Below are 14,151 nucleotides of genomic sequence, written 5' to 3' on the forward strand. Positions count from 1 at the left end.
CATGCAGTTCAAACACCGTATCGCCGTCGTCGGCGGCCGTCCCGCGCCCGTCCACGGCGCCCGCGAGCTCGGCATCGACGTCGTCCTCCTCCACGGGGAGGGCCAGTTCGACCCGCGCGAGGCCGAAGACCACGTCACCCAGATCATCACCACCGACATCACCGACACCGACAAGGTCCTCGCGGCCCTCGAGCCGCTGCACCGCGAACGGCCCTTCGACCGGATCCTCACCACCACGGAGCTGTCTGCCGTGACCGTCGGCGAGGTCAACGCGAAGCTGGGCCTCCCCGGCACCGACCCGCAGGTCTCCCGCACCATCCAGGACAAGTACCTGACCCGCGCCGCCCTGGAGAAGGCCGGCCTCAGCCCGGTCCGCTACCGCGTCGTCTCCTCGGTGTCCGAGGCGGAGGAGTTCCTGGCCGAGGTCGGCGGGCGCATCGTCCTCAAGCCCTCCAAGGGCGCCGGCAGCTTCCACATCAACATGGTCGACGAGGCCTCCCAGATCCCCTCCGCCTTCACCGCCATCACCGAGTTCGGCTTCGGCGAGGTCCTGGCCGAGGAGTTCCTCGACGGCCCCATCGCCACGGTGGAGGCCTTCTCCCACAACGGAAGGCACGTCGTCCTCGGCACCAGCGAGTACCAGGTCAACGAGCACTTCGTCGAGTGGGCCATCAGCTCCCCGGCCGACCTCCCCCCGAAGGCGCTGGAGGACCTCTCCCGCCTGACCGGCGAGATCCTCGACGCCGTCGGGCTGGAGAACGGGCCCTCCCACAGCGAGTTCGTCCTGACCGGCCAGGGGCCGCGTTTGCTGGAGACCCACAACCGCCTGTCCGGGTCCGGGATCCCCGAACTGGTCCACCGCTCCACCGGCTGGGACCCCGCCCGGCTGTTCCTCACCGTTCCCCTGGGCGTCGACGAGCTCCCCGACGAGAGCCCGGAGCCGGCGGGCGGGGCCGCGATCCGCTACCTGCGGGCCGAGCCGGGGACGGTCGAGTCCGTCGAGGGCCTCGACGGACTCGACGCCAAGGTGATCCGGCTTCGCAAGGGGGAGAAGCCGACCCACATCATCCCGCACCTCAAGGACCTCTGGGGCGAGAAGGTCGGCGTCGTCATCTCCAAGTCCCCCGGCGACGTCGTCTCCGAGACCGACTCTTGTCTTGAATGCGACAGAGGCTACGTGGTGGCCTCCGCGGCCGACCGCGCCGCGGCGGAGCGAGCCTGCCGGGAGGCGGACGAGCGGATCGCCTTCCGTATGTCTCCCGGTAAGTGAGACTTCAGGAAAGCTTCACAACGGCGGGAATCCCCAGGGCCCTGCGGCTCTGGGGATTCTCTGTGCGCACGACCGGTCATTTTTGACCACTTTGGAACGCGCGGTTCGTGGTAGGCTCCGACCATCATGTCGAATGCCAATATCGGAAGGTACAGACGTGCTGAATTCCCTCGGAATCGACGAACACACCCAATCGGTGTATCAGCTGATGCTGGCCGATCCACAGGCCGGCGTAAAGGACATAGGACAGAAGCTCGGACTCGACTCGGACCAGGTCAAGACCGCGCTGGAAAGACTCGTCGACCTCTCTCTGGTCGACGTCGACGACGACCGCGTCGAAGTGCACAGCCCTGAGCTGGCCCTCCCCGCTCTCCACGCCCGCAACCAGGCGGAACTGGCGCAGCGGAACCAGGACCTGGAGGACAGCCGGATCGCCATGATGCAGTTCCTGACCCAGTACGGCGGATCCGTTCCGACGTCCGGGCCCGAGGCCGAACGGCTTGTGGGCAGCGACGACGTGCGCGCCAAGATCGCCGAGCTCGGAGCGGCGGCGGTCGACCAGGTGCTGAACTTCAGCCAGACCGGAAGAATGAACGCCGAGGCGCTCGAGGCGGCCAAGGCCGTCACGGAGGACCTGCGCGACCGCGGCGTCCGCTATCGCGACATCTACCTCGACAGCGTGCGCAACCACGAGGAGACCTACGAGTACGTGCAGTGGATGCAGTCGAAGGGGGTGGAGGTCCGGACGCTGCCGTCGCTGCCGTTGCGCATGGTCGTGTTCGACGGCAAGGCGGCCATCATCCCGCTCTCCAACGACCTGTGCACCGCCGGAGGTCTCCTGCTGCGCAACGAGGTCGTCATCGAGGCACTGATCGCCCTGTTCAGTGAGAAATGGAAAGAGGCCGCTCCCTTGACCAGGACGCGGCCCCGCAGGAAGGAGGGGCTCTCCGCTCAGGAGCGCCATGCCCTCCGGCTGTGGGCGCTGGGGTTGACCGATGAGGCGGTGGCGCGCCGGATGGAGGTGTCGTTCCGGACGGTGCGGCGCATCCACGCCAATCTGACGGAGCGGCTGGGGGCGATCAGCCGCTTCCACCTCGGGGCCCTGGCCCTCTCCAAGGGCTGGATATCGGCCGACGACCTGGCCTGAAGGACTGTTCGAGAGCATCTCGGGCCGATTCGCCTCCGGCGGGTCGGCCCGTTCCCTCGCCGAGCGGCGATCCGCCGCTCCGCTTTTCGCGGCCGGGACTCCGCTCTCCGTGCTCCGCGATCAGGGGCCGGCGGCCGGCGGTCCCTCGTTCCGTACTCGTCGGCCGGGGTTCTCGGGCCGGTGGGGCGCTTTGCCGGGCCGCGACTCTACCGACGGCCCGGAAAGCACCGTTCGGGAAACGGACGTTCTCCGGTGTTCTGCCTAACGCTCAGAGCAGGACCTTGGCCCAGACGACGGTCCAGTCCTGCTTGTCGCTCGCGGCGGCGAGCGCGCGGTGAATCAGTTGAATACCTGATTCGGCCGCGCGCTCGGGGTCCGCGCTGAGCGAGTAGACGAATATGTGGCAAGTGGACTCGGAGACTCTGATGAAGCTGTGCTCGATCCTGTCGCGGGGGGTGGCGCTGAATCGCAGCGAGCCCTCGATCCTGGTCTCCGGAACCTCTGTGCGGGGGGAATAATCTACTCGGGCGGCGAATAGTCGCATACAGGGGCGCTGCCGGTTCAGCACCAGCCGACGTTCACGGAGAAGTCGTCGGCGGTGGGGCAGTCGGTGGAGCCGTCGGAAGTGGCTTCGGAAGCGGCCGCGGTGCCGGACAGGGCTCCGAGGGCGATGAGGGCGGCGAGGGCGATGGCGGCGGTGCGCTTCATGTGGATTCTCCTTGAAGTAGGTCGTTGTGCCTGTTCACTTCATTTATAGAGATTTCGGGGGTCCCCGGAAAGCGGCGAAAACTGGCGCCGGGCCGGGGGGCAAATTTGGCCAGAGTCATTCTTGACCGTTCCGCGGAGCCGGCAAACTTGCCCATCCCTTCTCCGCGAAGCGGTTTCGGGATTCGTTCGGATCGCGATGGGAAACTCCGGGAGGCGCCTCTCGGAACGCGGTGCGGGGTCCGGCTTGTTCAGCGCTTCCTCGACGGGGCTTCGCAGCGCTCCCGCGAAGACGGTCGCGGGCCCTCACGAAAGATAGCGGCTCGGAGAACGCGGCAGAAAACCCCCGGTGCCTTCGGGCTCCAGGGGTTCGAATGGGGATTCTATGGCGGTCCTAGTAGTCGCTTATTTGAACCCTAACCCGCAGGTAGATCAAGGTATCAAGCGCCTTGAACAGCACTTGACACCCATGTCGCGCACCGACCCCGGTTCACTTGATACCCAGAACGAAGGCCCGCCAAGGCAGCCCGCCCCAGAGCCACGACGCACGACTAGGACGATCCTGGAAAGGCTCGGGCCTGAGAAGCTGGAGCAGCTTCGCCTAGACTTCATCGCAGGGGTGACACAGCGTCAGATCGCAGAGCAGTACGACATCAGCTTGCCGAGCGTGAAGAGATTGACGCGGGGACTCCGAAATGACTGACCGTTAACGGCTGCAGGAGGCGGCTGGTCCACGCCCCGGTCAGGGGAGATGAACGAGACGATGTTCAATGCTCAGCCGTGCACATGGGTTCCGTTCTTGACCTAGTAAACTTCAAACCTTAGAATCTGGTCAACGCAACATTCCATCCTCATGGCTTGTAGCTGCTAGCGCCTATACAGAAGGAAGTACTATCTTGCAGAGCTCGCTTAGAAGTGAAATGATGCCACTATCAAAACTATTTTCACATGAGTATTTTTTTCGAGTGCCGGATTACCAGCGCCCGTTCCAGTGGGACGAAGATCATTTTGTTGAACTAATCGATGATCTTCTGATTGCCAAGAGATCCGAGCCATATTTCCTTGGGACATTGGTCCTTCATAGCAATTCCACAGTTGGGATTGATGATGCGTCAGAAACATTCGACGTCGTTGACGGCCAGCAGAGAATCACGTCGCTGTGTATTCTCCTTGCTTGTGCTCGAGATATTGGGCAAGAACAAGGAGACAATGAACTAGCCGGCGAAATGCATCAAAAAATTATTCAACCCGCCAAAAGACTGGAAGGCATAGAAAAGAGGAATCGACTCCAGGTAAAAGAGCAAAGCTCCCTCAACTCTATTACAGGAGAAATTGGAGGATCCAAGTTCCCAATAAAGAATTCAATTAACGATTCCCCCAGTAGTCAGAGATTTGAAATTGCAAGAAGAATATTTCGCGAAAAGATGGAGCCGCTTAGTCCAACAGAACTGGACCAGTTCGCGATGTTTCTCATTCAGCAATGTAATGTAATAACGCTGATTACGGATTCTTTCGAAAATGCCTTTCGCTTGTTCACGATTGTTAACGACCGCGGAAAGCAGCTTAGGCGCATTGATGTGCTAAAAGCCCACAACTTGAATCCGGAAGTTGTTCCAAATGATGAGGCTAGAGAAAAGTATGCCAATCAATGGGATGACATGGAAGTTAAGCTGGGCGAAGAAGAGTTTGAGGAGCTCTTCCATCTTCTGAGACTAATCTACGTTAAAGAAAAACCTCAGAATGACGTTTTCACCGAGTTCCAGAACAGAATTTTCGGAAAGCCTGACAGGCCGGAAAGAGGCGCCAACTTCATTGACACACTGCAAAGTTATGTAAATCTGTATGATAGCCTATTCAAAGATAAGACATTTCTTGATGAGGGCGAATCTGCTCACTGCCAATTTCAAACTCTAATGGCAGCAATGGTGCGATATTTTGGCGCCTCGGAATGGCAAGCATGTATTCTATATTTCGCCCATAAATATGGGAATGAGCGAGCATACGATTTTTTGCTTCGTATCGAACGCACGTATATTGACCACTGGGTTCGAGGCGTGCGAAAGGATGAGAGATACCGCACCTATACGACCATATTGAAACACATTCAGCAAACGCGAAATCCAGATGAACTTCTCGATAAGATCGGTCAAGTAGAAACGAAGGCAATTGAAGATGCTTGTCGGTCTTCAAACTTGTATGATTCGGGATACGCTAAGTACCTTCTAGTTCGTGCAGAAATATCTGTGACTGAGCTAGACAAGCCCCGGGATTTTGAAGCTCGATCAATTGAACATGTTATGCCACAGAATCCCAAGAAGGACAGCCAGTGGCTAAAATGGTTCAACGACGAGCAACATGAGGCTCTTGTCAATACGGCGGGTAATCTCGTCCTACTGAGTAAATCAAAGAATTCGGCAGCTGGCAATAAGGAATTTGATGAGAAGAAGTCAAAGTACCTGAGCCCAAAGGTTTCTTCCTACCCTAGGAGCATGCAGGTACTTAAGCATGACATATGGACGCCAGAAACCGTAGAAGAAAGAACCAATGGATTTGTAATTCAGGTGCTTGATGATCTTATTTAGGTTGTTCCTGGCATTGTAAAACCAGGGGGCCGTCGCTTAGACAACTGATCAGAGATGCGACTGCCTCGTACTCGCATTCCTCGACAACTGTTCTTGTTGTCCGCAGTTCGCTTGCTACTTGTGTTGTTTCCCAACCGAGCCCGAACCTAAGGAGAAGTATACGGCGTTCAGGATCGGACAAAGTGGCGTACTTCCAGGCGCTCCTTACGTCGGCGATCATGGCCCAGAGCGTGCAAGATCGTTCGGGGGCGGATCGGGATCGGGGCATGTCGGGCTCTGGGGCTCGGGTTGAGGCACTGGTGGCGCCGTAACCTGAGTCCCAGATGTAGGGGATGAGGTTCTGGATTGTTTGTCGGTCGTAGTCCATACTGAGCTCCTTCGCAAGACAGGCGCGGCGGGCATCCAGCCCGCCGCGCCGGCTATTTCGTGGACCGGGCGGTGAGGAGTCCGGCCCGGTAGCGTTCGAGCTCGGACAGAGGGACGCGACAACCGATGCGTTCGAGGACGAGCTTCACGAACGAGGTCGTCACGGTCGGGTTGGCGAGGCGGGTGAGCACGGCGGCCCGGTACCCGTGTGGGACCTCGCTCCAGGCGGCTCTCAAGGCGTGAGGGGGAGTGCCGGGAAGGTCCATTGTTTTCGCGGCCATGGGGGTCTCCTATGCAGCGAGGGAGAGGTACTCCAGGAGGGTTTCCGCGCCGAGAGCGGTGTGAGTGCCGTTGACATCGTGGTCCTCGAGCGGGACGGGTACGGCGTGGCGGACGGCCCGGGTGACGGTCTTGTTGAACTTCTGACCGGCCTCGTCGGGATCGCCCCACACGAACACCCGCTGGTGCCCTTCAAGGACACGCGTCCAGCGCGGCCGCCAGGCGTTCGCACCGGGGATACCGATCACGTTCAGGCCGAGGCTGGCGAGGGTGAGGGCGTCGATCTCGCCTTCGGTGACGTGGACGTCGGGGTGGTCACGTCGGTAGGTGTAGGTGAAGTACAGGCGCGTGTCGACGTCGGCGATCGCCAGGTATTTCGGGCATTTGATGGCTTTGCAGTCGTGTGCCTCGAGGCAACGGAACCGGATCCCGGTGACGGTGCTGGCGAGGCAGTAGTAGGGGATGGCCAGGCGCCCGGCCACATGGACGTGGCCGGGCGCGGGTTCGTCAACGTACCCAAGTCGGGCGGCCCGCACTGTTTCGGGCGGCAGGCAGCGCTCGGCGGTCAGATAGTCGTCCATGGCCGGCGTGAGCTGAAGAGCAGCGCAGTAGCCGCTCGAGGCCGTCTCGAGGCTCTTTTTCAGTGAGTCCGAGATCGGCAGCAATGCATGTTGCTCGCTCAAAATCGACTTCCTCTTTCAGTTCGAGCAGGGTGTAGGAGTCGCCGCCCTCCCCGCAGGAGTGGCAGAACCAGACCTGCTTGTCGAGGTCGATCGAACAGGAGGGGTTGCGGTCCTCGTGGAGTAGGCAGGAGATCACCTGCCGGGCTCGTGCGGCGGTGCGCCCGTAGTGGGTAAGGACGGCTTCAAGCCGCGGCTTGGTCCTGCTCATCGGGCTCCTCTCGTGCATCGGCGGCTGCCTGTCCCGCGCGGGGTTGGAGGCCGAAATAGTCCTCTACGGTGGTCAGGACGTAGGCCTGGTGCCATTTGCGGCCGCGGCGTTTGACGATCGCGACGCCGGAGACCACGCTCGGGTCGATGGCCCGGTGCCGGGCGAAGTTGTTCTTCTCGCGCATGGTCTGGTCGACGAAGTCTCCGGGGAACATCTGGCCGGCTTTGGCCTCGATGACGACCCATTCGCCATATGGGCGGCGAATGATCAAGTCGCCCTCGTCCTCGGACCCCGCCAGGGCGAGGCGTTCGGTGTCGAACCCTTCGGCGCGCAGTTCGTGGAGGAGCTTGTTCTGCCAGTCGGCGCCAGCGCGGCGATTGCGCCGGTTGCGGGCCTTGACGAGCTTGAGAGGCTGGTCGCTCATTAGGCGTTCTCCTTCCGGTGGGAGAAAACGAGGTCGGTGGCGCCGTCTGGGACGAAGCCGGACCGGGCGTCGCCGGCGCCGGAGTATTTCTTGCACAGGTACTCCAGGCCCTTCTTCGTGAAAAGGCCCTGAACCCAGGCGGATCCGGAGGTTTTGGTGCCGGCGCGGTTGTGCATCCACCCGGCGTTCAATGCTTTGGCGGTGGCCGCGTTCCCGTACTGCTCCACCAACCCCCACTTGCGGAGGTGCGCCTTCACGAGTGCCTCCTTGACTTGCGGTCCGTAGACTTCCTTGAGCATGCGGACGGCGTCGCGAAACCGGGCGAGCCCGTCCGTGCTGAGCCACTTGTCGTACGCGATCGCTTTGGGTTCCAGCTCGCGCGCCCTGGATTCGGCTACGAGGCGTTGTTCGTGTTCGTCGGCCAGTTCCCGCAGGGCCTCGGCGAAGGTGTCGGGGAGTTTCCGAGAGAGTTTCTCCGCTGTCTGGGTCATGATGTTGAAGTAGCCCTGTGCCATGGCGACTTCCGCTTTGCGCGGGTCGCCGTTCATGAAAACGGCATAAGCGCCGGTGCGGGTGAGTTCGACGTCTTCGAACTGGGTGGTGCGGGTGCCGAATCCGACGGTCTGCTTACGTTCGCGGCGCCGATAACGTATGTGGCCACCTGGGGAAACACCCATATTTGCGAGCGATGCGGCGGCCCGGTCGATCGCGTCGGTGAACTTCTGCCACGAGGAGTACCCTGCTGCGGCCTGCAGGTCGCGGGCGCTCCAGAAGTCCTCGCCGTTGCGGTCGACGCGCCTGAGCTCGTCGAAAGGGTTGTATCGCGCTATACCTGCAGCTTGAGTTTCGTCCATTGTGTCATCTTTCATGGGTTCGTGAACGTGTGAAAGTACTGGTAGATCCGGGGAGCGGCTTGACCGCGGAGAACTGGCACCGTTCGGGGTCGATGTGCAAGGCCGCGTAGGTCTCGCCGGTCGGGTCGGCGAAGCCGTGCCGGTTCTTGATCGGGGCGATCAGGAACGCCTCGTTGTTCGGGTTGTGCGACACCGCCAGCGACAATGCCGGCTTCTCGGACAGTCCGCCCTTGATGTCGGAGCGGGCCGGCGGCTTCCATGGGTCCGTCTTCGAGAGCGTCTTGTCCGTGGCGTGGTGGAGGACGATGACCGTTGCTCCGGTCGCCCGGGAGAGCTCCGTGAGCGCCGACATGGCTTCCATCTGGCCGGTGTAGTCGGCCGCGGCGCCGGTGACGTCCATGAGGTTGTCCACGACGATGACGGCGGGATAGGTGTCCCACAGCTCCACGTAGGCGTCCAACGTCTCGTCCACGCCCTCCCAGGTGACGGGCGAGTCGTAGACGAATGAGATCGGGACCGACGCGAGGGCGTCGGAGTACCGGGCCTGATCGGCGGAGCCGGCATGGAGGCTCTCGCGAATGGTCGACATGGGTTCGCCGGTGGCGGCCGCGGCCAACCGGTGCGCGACCGTCGACGCGGTCATGTCGGCCGAGAAATACACGACCGGCAGGCGCAGCCAGTAGGCCAACCAGAGACAGAAGAGGGACTTCATCGTCCCCGAGCGACCGGCGATCATGATGACCTCACCGGCCGGGAGCCGGACCCCGAGGCTATAGAGCGGGTGAAGGGCCGGGACGTAGGGCAGATGTGCGGCTGCCTGAGCCCCGAGCCTCAATGACTGGCCCGGGCTGAACAATCCGCCGCCTAGAACGGCGGCGCGTCGTCAAGGCTCGGCGCCGCCGCCGGCGCGTCGAACGACGGCGCAGTCTCAGACGATGCGCTGACCTCGCCGCGCTTCTCCAGGTAGGCGGCGACCTGCTTCTCCGTGGCGGAGTCGAGGTCCTCCCACCGGTAGGCCGTGGCCGGACCCATCTTCTTCTGCCCCAGCCGGGCGGCGAAGGCCTGGCCCACCGCCCCGGCCGCGTCGGCGGCCAGGAGCCGTTGCACGATCCGCGCGCCCGTGTAGGTGCGGGTCGGTTGACCGGCCTCGACGTCGCCGGCGGTGTCGAAGATCGTGACATCGGCGGTGACCTCGTCGCGGCGCTGGACCTCGTCGTTGAACGTGGTTTCCACGTTGCGGGCCACTGAGGTCGGCTCGACGAGGATCGCGGCCGCCGAGGTCGCTTCAGCGGGTTTGAAGTAGCCTCCGGAGGCGAATTGGGAGGGGCGTCCGAGTGAAACCATCTGGTCTCTCCTAACTGATTGGTCTGGGTTCTCTGGGATGGACTGATGTTCAGGCGCTCTGGAGGGCGCGGCCGCGGGCCTTATAGGCCTCAAGCAGGTCCGGCGCGGTGTCGAACGCCGAGCGGTGCTCGACCCACACCCGCTTGAGCTCGGGGATGGACGGCGCCGCGCCGATCAGGTCACGCACGCGGCCAGCGTCGGCCGGTTCGCCAGGCCCGCCCCCTATAGGGGCGGCCTGGCCAACGGGCTTTGCGTCGAAGGTGTCGACGATGCCGCCGATGGAGCGAACCTTCTTGTGTGCCTCACAGACCACCTCGATGGGAGTCCTGTCGCCCCAGCCGGCTTCGAGTTCGAACCCGGCGGCGATCTGACTCATAACCTCCTCCCAACCCTCGCCTTGAACGTGGATGCGCGGGCCGTCGGCCCGAGTGCTACATGCGATTTCGACGGTGACCGTCGCTGGTGCCGTCATCTCTCACCCCTCGTATGCAAATCAAGAAACTTGGCTCACTATGGGCACTCAACCAAACGTGCAAATCAAGAAACTCGCTCTAATGCGGTCTCGTGCAACAGAAATGGGGGAGCACCGTAAGCGGGCCACCATCGTAACCCGAATGTGTGTGCAAATCAAGAAACTAAGCGAGAAAAAATAAGGAGGTCTTTGCGGGACCGCCATTCCCGCACGTCAGAGGCGACCTGGAGGGCTTCCCAGCCGGCGGCGATGTCAACCCACAGAAGGCGCGCGGTGCCGGTTCCGGCCGGCATGTGGATCACCAGCGCCCACTTCTGGTTCACCGCGAGGCTCGGCCCGTAGCAGGCGGCCGCTTGCTCGGCGGAGAACGCGCACTTCTTCCACTTCGCCAGGCTCTCTTCACGGCCAGGGTTGGCCAGCCAGCGCAGCGGGTCGTAGTTGACTCCGTGGGCATAGGCGGCTAGTTGGATCGCGATGGACAGCGCGGCGTAGTCCACGTTGCCGGTCTTGAGGTCGGCGATGATGAGGCCGGCGTCCGTCCCGTCGGGTGTGGTGAGGTCGGCTTCGGCGATGCGGTCGGCCGTACCGGCGACCCGGTAGGTGTGGTTGACGACCGGCTGTTCAATGTGGCGCATCATCAACGGCTTGACGGCCTGCTCGTAGGCGCGCATATCTGCGGCATCGGCGTCGGTGTGCGACGGCAGCTCCGTGCCCTTGTCGACGCATTCGGAGAGGTAGTGCAGCCACGTGCCGCGTTCACTCTTCGATTCGCCTCCAGCGGTGCGGAACGCTTCGCGCGCCAGCCGGTTGAGGTGGCGCTTGTCGCCCGGATCGTCGGGGCTGAGTCTCGCCGCTTCGGCGGCGAGCCGGGGATCGGCCCCGGCGCCGGCGAGCGTGAGACGGGCCTTCCAGTCGATGAGATTGGACTGATCGGAGAGCGTCTTCGCGATCGTCGTCGCTCGGCGGTAGGCGACGGGCATGCCGCCCTCGCGGCGGATGATGAGCGGCTGTCCGCGTCCATTGCGGGGCCAAGCGTCACCAGCATTCTCCGCAATCGCAGCCAGTGGGGTCAAAGTGGTAGAAGGATTTTTCAAGACAGGTCTCCTTGGTGAGGTAGTAGATGACCCCGTTGTCGGTGGGGTCCATCATCCAGAGGTTGTCGAGATCGATGCAGAATCCGCGACTGCGGGCGAGCTGAATTTGGTATTCGAGGTCGTCGGCGTCGTGGTCATCAGGAATGATCAGACAGGTCCGTCCACAGCTGTCTGAGGTGATGCGGGGAATCTCCGCCGGGGAATGGCCGTCGGCCCCAGCGGGTTTGAAATCTTTGTCATCCAAAACCCTAGGTCCTCTCGCCCAGAAGAAGGTTGGGGTTCACGGGGGGAACCTACCCAAGAGTACGGATATTATACATCCAGTAGGCGACATGTAACATAGCATTCCATGCGCAGGCAACTAAATATTGACCCGGACTAACGCTACAGGACGCCCATTTAGCTTGTGGCACAGCAGCTCGAGAAACCTGGGAGATCTCGGTTACATTACCAGTGGTCAGGCTCGCGCCACACGTCCGTATCGATGCCCTCGCGCCGCTCGGGGTAGGAATACGGCTCTTTCTCGTCCCGGTCGTAGGCGACGACGCGGTTTTCCTTCTCGAGCCATTCCAGCCACCGGTCGAGCCTCTCGGGCCGCACGCCGGAGACAGGAAGGCCAGCCTTACGGCGGAGATAGGCCTGCAGAAGACGGGTCTCGATCTTGCCCTTATGCTTCTCTTCGACCTTGAAGGGGACGGTCCACTCCACCTTCGTGCGGCGCAAGAGCCCCTTGCCCGCGGCGAACCCCTGGATGACCTGCGGGGACAGATACACGCCATGCGCGGCCTGGTACTTCCTACCGATTTCTGGGTAGGTGTGGCCTTCACGCAGCCACTTCAGCACGTCGTCTGGGTGGTCGATGATGGTTGGGCGCATGGCAGCTTCCTTGATGGCACTCGGAGTAGAGGGGCTCTGGAAAGGCTTGTTCGTGACTTTGATGCTAGAGGACGTTTTTATGCAAATCAAATAACCCTGTGTTAACTCTACGCCTGGATCACAGTGGCCGCAGGCACGCGAAAAAGCCGGGCACACGGTCCTAGACCGTGTGCCCGGCGGGGTGATGTCGATGCGCTCTAGGCGTCGTTATCGCTGGATGTGGGGGTGTTGACGGCAGCGAGGGCGCCGGCGCCGCCGCCGAGGGCGGCCAGCGCGGTCATGACGAGATCGGCGTTGGCGTCGGTCAGGAGACCGACTGCTGTCAGAATGGCGACAATACCGACACTGGTCTGGTAGATCCGCGCTCGGACCTCGGTGCGGGCGAGGAACTCCACGACGGAGTTGATCATGGTGAGGGGCTTCCTTTCAGTCGGGTGTTTCTTGAAGAAACAGTCAGGTGACGGGGTTTTCGAACGCCGCGGTCCAGGTCTTAGGGCCGATCAACCCATCGATGGCGAGGCCTTGGTCGCGCTGGAAGGCTTTGGCGAGGGCAGCCCACTCGTCGCCGTACTTGCCGTCATTGCCGTAGCGGCGCAGGTACTTCTTGCCCTTACCGACCGGCCATCCGCGCTTCTCCAGCTGGCGGGCGAACCGTTTGAGCCAGGTCCGGGAGGCGACGCCCTTGAAGCGGGTGTTGTACCAGCCGGAGATCGACTCGTTGCCCCAGTGCGCCCAGCCGAAGTACGAGCCGCGCGGGAGCGGGAAGTCGTAGTGCGGCTTCGGTGCCGGCCTCTTGCCGGGTTTCGACGGGTTCGTGGGCTTGGCGTTGGTCTTGCCGACATGCCAGGTCTCGCGTCCGTCGTACGGCCCGCTCGAGCGGCCGTCGGGGCCGCGGCCGACTGAGACGTGCATGTGGCTGGTGTGCGGGTTGGAACCTGAATAGTTCCACCACTTCCAGCCGGTGTGAATGCCGGCGATGAGGCGGTTGAAGATGACGTATTTCAGGTGCTTGTTGCGGGTCCCCGGGTGGACGAGGATATCGGAGATCGCGTCCATGTCCGCTCCCGCGCCGGGGTCGTGGGTGAAGTCGGCGGCGCAGACGACGCCGCGGGAGTTCGGGTTGTGGTCGGAGGCAGTTCCCGCGTGGGCGGAGTCGCCGATGGTGCCGTCCGTTCTCTTGGATCGTTTCGGGGCTCGCGCGTTGATCTCGTCGCGCAGCCGGTCGAGGGAGTAAGCGAGTCGCCAGGACATACAGGGGTCCTCTTCTCTATTCAGTTGTTGTAGGGGGGAAGGGGTGAGCGTTTGCTTAGTAAATGCCGCGGCGGTCGCTGATCGCCTGGCCCACAGCGGACACGCAATAGTTAGGAATCTAGTGTGGTTTGCAGCATAATTGTGAGTTCTGGATTTCTACTTTTCTGGGGCGCCCAGACGTGTTTCCTATCGTTTGGGGCATGAATGATCTCCCGACCAATTGGCTCGTTCTCGCCTCTCTACTGGCCGTGGTTCTTGTTGCGCTGGTGGCGATAACGAGGCCCAGCCGTTCAACTCCCAAACCTTCGAATAGAACGACGTCACCGGGGACCTTGCCGTGGATAACCTGCGTGGCCACCGTGGTGGCTGCAATTGCGGCAGTCGTTTCACTGCTGTGACGTCAGTTCCGTTCCTGCGATTCAGGAGTGGGTCCGGTTTGCGCAGCCAGTTGGATGAGCGCCTCGGCGCGGTCGCGTTGCCCAGCGAGGTCGTCGTAGACGGCGAGGAGGCACGTGCCGCAGTTGCCGATCTGGCCGCAGATGTCGGGGGTGGTGCAGCTTGGAGTTGGGTTCACTGGTTACCTTCTCTTGTCGAGG

At 62.1% G+C, this 14,151-nt stretch carries 18 protein-coding genes and 1 pseudogene; 3 read left to right on the top strand and 16 right to left on the bottom strand.

Going from position 1 to position 14,151, the window contains the following annotated elements; all coding sequences use genetic code 11:
- Position 1: 1 nt before the first annotated feature.
- Complete coding sequence (locus ACFTE1_RS20440) at positions 2 to 1,270, top strand: ATP-grasp domain-containing protein (RefSeq protein ID WP_380617843.1); 1,269 nt, start codon at positions 2 to 4, stop codon at positions 1,268 to 1,270.
- A gap of 157 nt (positions 1,271 to 1,427) precedes the next feature.
- Positions 1,428 to 2,417: a helix-turn-helix transcriptional regulator gene (locus tag ACFTE1_RS20445; RefSeq protein WP_380617842.1), complete on the top strand. Its 990-nt coding sequence runs from the start codon at positions 1,428 to 1,430 to the stop codon at positions 2,415 to 2,417.
- A 268-nt stretch (positions 2,418 to 2,685) separates the two neighbouring features.
- On the opposite strand, the gene ACFTE1_RS20450 is transcribed toward ACFTE1_RS20445, so the two are convergent.
- Positions 2,686 to 2,961 carry a hypothetical protein gene (locus ACFTE1_RS20450; protein WP_380617841.1) on the bottom strand — a complete coding sequence of 92 codons (276 nt, stop codon included), beginning with the start codon at positions 2,959 to 2,961 and terminating at the stop codon, positions 2,686 to 2,688.
- Positions 2,962 to 2,978: 17 nt separating this feature from the next.
- Complete coding sequence (locus tag ACFTE1_RS20455) at positions 2,979 to 3,125, bottom strand: hypothetical protein (protein WP_380617840.1); 147 nt, start codon at positions 3,123 to 3,125, stop codon at positions 2,979 to 2,981.
- Between the two features lie 920 nt (positions 3,126 to 4,045).
- Here ACFTE1_RS20455 and ACFTE1_RS20460 point away from each other — a divergent pair.
- Positions 4,046 to 5,704, top strand: a complete 1,659-nt coding sequence (locus ACFTE1_RS20460; RefSeq protein WP_380762944.1) for a DUF262 domain-containing protein — start codon at positions 4,046 to 4,048, stop codon at positions 5,702 to 5,704.
- A 419-nt stretch (positions 5,705 to 6,123) separates the two neighbouring features.
- Here ACFTE1_RS20460 and ACFTE1_RS20465 read toward each other — a convergent pair whose 3' ends face one another.
- The 14 genes and pseudogenes from ACFTE1_RS20465 to ACFTE1_RS20530 all read right to left on the bottom strand — a co-directional run bounded on the left by ACFTE1_RS20465 (position 6,124) and on the right by ACFTE1_RS20530 (position 14,129).
- Positions 6,124 to 6,351 carry a hypothetical protein gene (locus ACFTE1_RS20465; RefSeq protein ID WP_380617839.1) on the bottom strand — a complete coding sequence of 76 codons (228 nt, stop codon included), beginning with the start codon at positions 6,349 to 6,351 and terminating at the stop codon, positions 6,124 to 6,126.
- 9 nt (positions 6,352 to 6,360) lie between these two features.
- A complete protein-coding gene (locus tag ACFTE1_RS20470) occupies positions 6,361 to 7,032 on the bottom strand; it encodes a toprim domain-containing protein (protein WP_380617838.1) in 672 nt (223 codons plus the stop codon).
- 34 nt (positions 7,033 to 7,066) lie between these two features.
- Positions 7,067 to 7,258, bottom strand: a pseudogene (locus tag ACFTE1_RS20475) (CHC2 zinc finger domain-containing protein); the annotation flags it as partial.
- A complete protein-coding gene (locus tag ACFTE1_RS20480) occupies positions 7,215 to 7,664 on the bottom strand; it encodes a hypothetical protein (protein ID WP_380617837.1) in 450 nt (149 codons plus the stop codon). The gene ACFTE1_RS20480 and the pseudogene ACFTE1_RS20475, both read right to left, overlap by 44 nt.
- Positions 7,664 to 8,518: a phage antirepressor KilAC domain-containing protein gene (locus ACFTE1_RS20485; RefSeq protein WP_380617836.1), complete on the bottom strand. Its 855-nt coding sequence runs from the start codon at positions 8,516 to 8,518 to the stop codon at positions 7,664 to 7,666. Before ACFTE1_RS20485 ends, ACFTE1_RS20480 begins: the two co-directional genes overlap by 1 nt.
- 4 nt (positions 8,519 to 8,522) lie before the next feature.
- Positions 8,523 to 9,374: an AAA family ATPase gene (locus tag ACFTE1_RS20490; protein WP_380762842.1), complete on the bottom strand. Its 852-nt coding sequence runs from the start codon at positions 9,372 to 9,374 to the stop codon at positions 8,523 to 8,525.
- 8 nt (positions 9,375 to 9,382) lie between these two features.
- Positions 9,383 to 9,862: a hypothetical protein gene (locus ACFTE1_RS20495; RefSeq protein ID WP_380617835.1), complete on the bottom strand. Its 480-nt coding sequence runs from the start codon at positions 9,860 to 9,862 to the stop codon at positions 9,383 to 9,385.
- Between the two features lie 49 nt (positions 9,863 to 9,911).
- Positions 9,912 to 10,238: a hypothetical protein gene (locus ACFTE1_RS20500; RefSeq protein ID WP_380617834.1), complete on the bottom strand. Its 327-nt coding sequence runs from the start codon at positions 10,236 to 10,238 to the stop codon at positions 9,912 to 9,914.
- Between the two features lie 251 nt (positions 10,239 to 10,489).
- Entirely contained in the window at positions 10,490 to 11,428 is a 939-nt protein-coding gene (locus tag ACFTE1_RS20505) for a hypothetical protein (protein ID WP_380617833.1), read from the bottom strand.
- Positions 11,370 to 11,672, bottom strand: a complete 303-nt coding sequence (locus ACFTE1_RS20510) for a hypothetical protein (protein ID WP_380617832.1) — start codon at positions 11,670 to 11,672, stop codon at positions 11,370 to 11,372. The genes ACFTE1_RS20505 and ACFTE1_RS20510 overlap by 59 nt, the downstream gene beginning before the upstream one ends.
- A gap of 203 nt (positions 11,673 to 11,875) precedes the next feature.
- Positions 11,876 to 12,304 carry a hypothetical protein gene (locus ACFTE1_RS20515; protein ID WP_380617831.1) on the bottom strand — a complete coding sequence of 143 codons (429 nt, stop codon included), beginning with the start codon at positions 12,302 to 12,304 and terminating at the stop codon, positions 11,876 to 11,878.
- Positions 12,305 to 12,501: 197 nt separating this feature from the next.
- Positions 12,502 to 12,714, bottom strand: a complete 213-nt coding sequence (locus ACFTE1_RS20520; RefSeq protein WP_380617830.1) for a hypothetical protein — start codon at positions 12,712 to 12,714, stop codon at positions 12,502 to 12,504.
- Between the two features lie 43 nt (positions 12,715 to 12,757).
- Entirely contained in the window at positions 12,758 to 13,555 is a 798-nt protein-coding gene (locus ACFTE1_RS20525) for a peptidoglycan-binding domain-containing protein (RefSeq protein ID WP_380617829.1), read from the bottom strand.
- 400 nt (positions 13,556 to 13,955) lie between these two features.
- Complete coding sequence (locus tag ACFTE1_RS20530) at positions 13,956 to 14,129, bottom strand: hypothetical protein (protein WP_380617828.1); 174 nt, start codon at positions 14,127 to 14,129, stop codon at positions 13,956 to 13,958.
- Positions 14,130 to 14,151 lie beyond the last annotated feature (22 nt).

Source organism: Salininema proteolyticum (assembly GCF_042685645.1).
Classification (GTDB): Bacteria; Actinomycetota; Actinomycetes; order Mycobacteriales; family Micromonosporaceae; genus Salininema; species Salininema proteolyticum.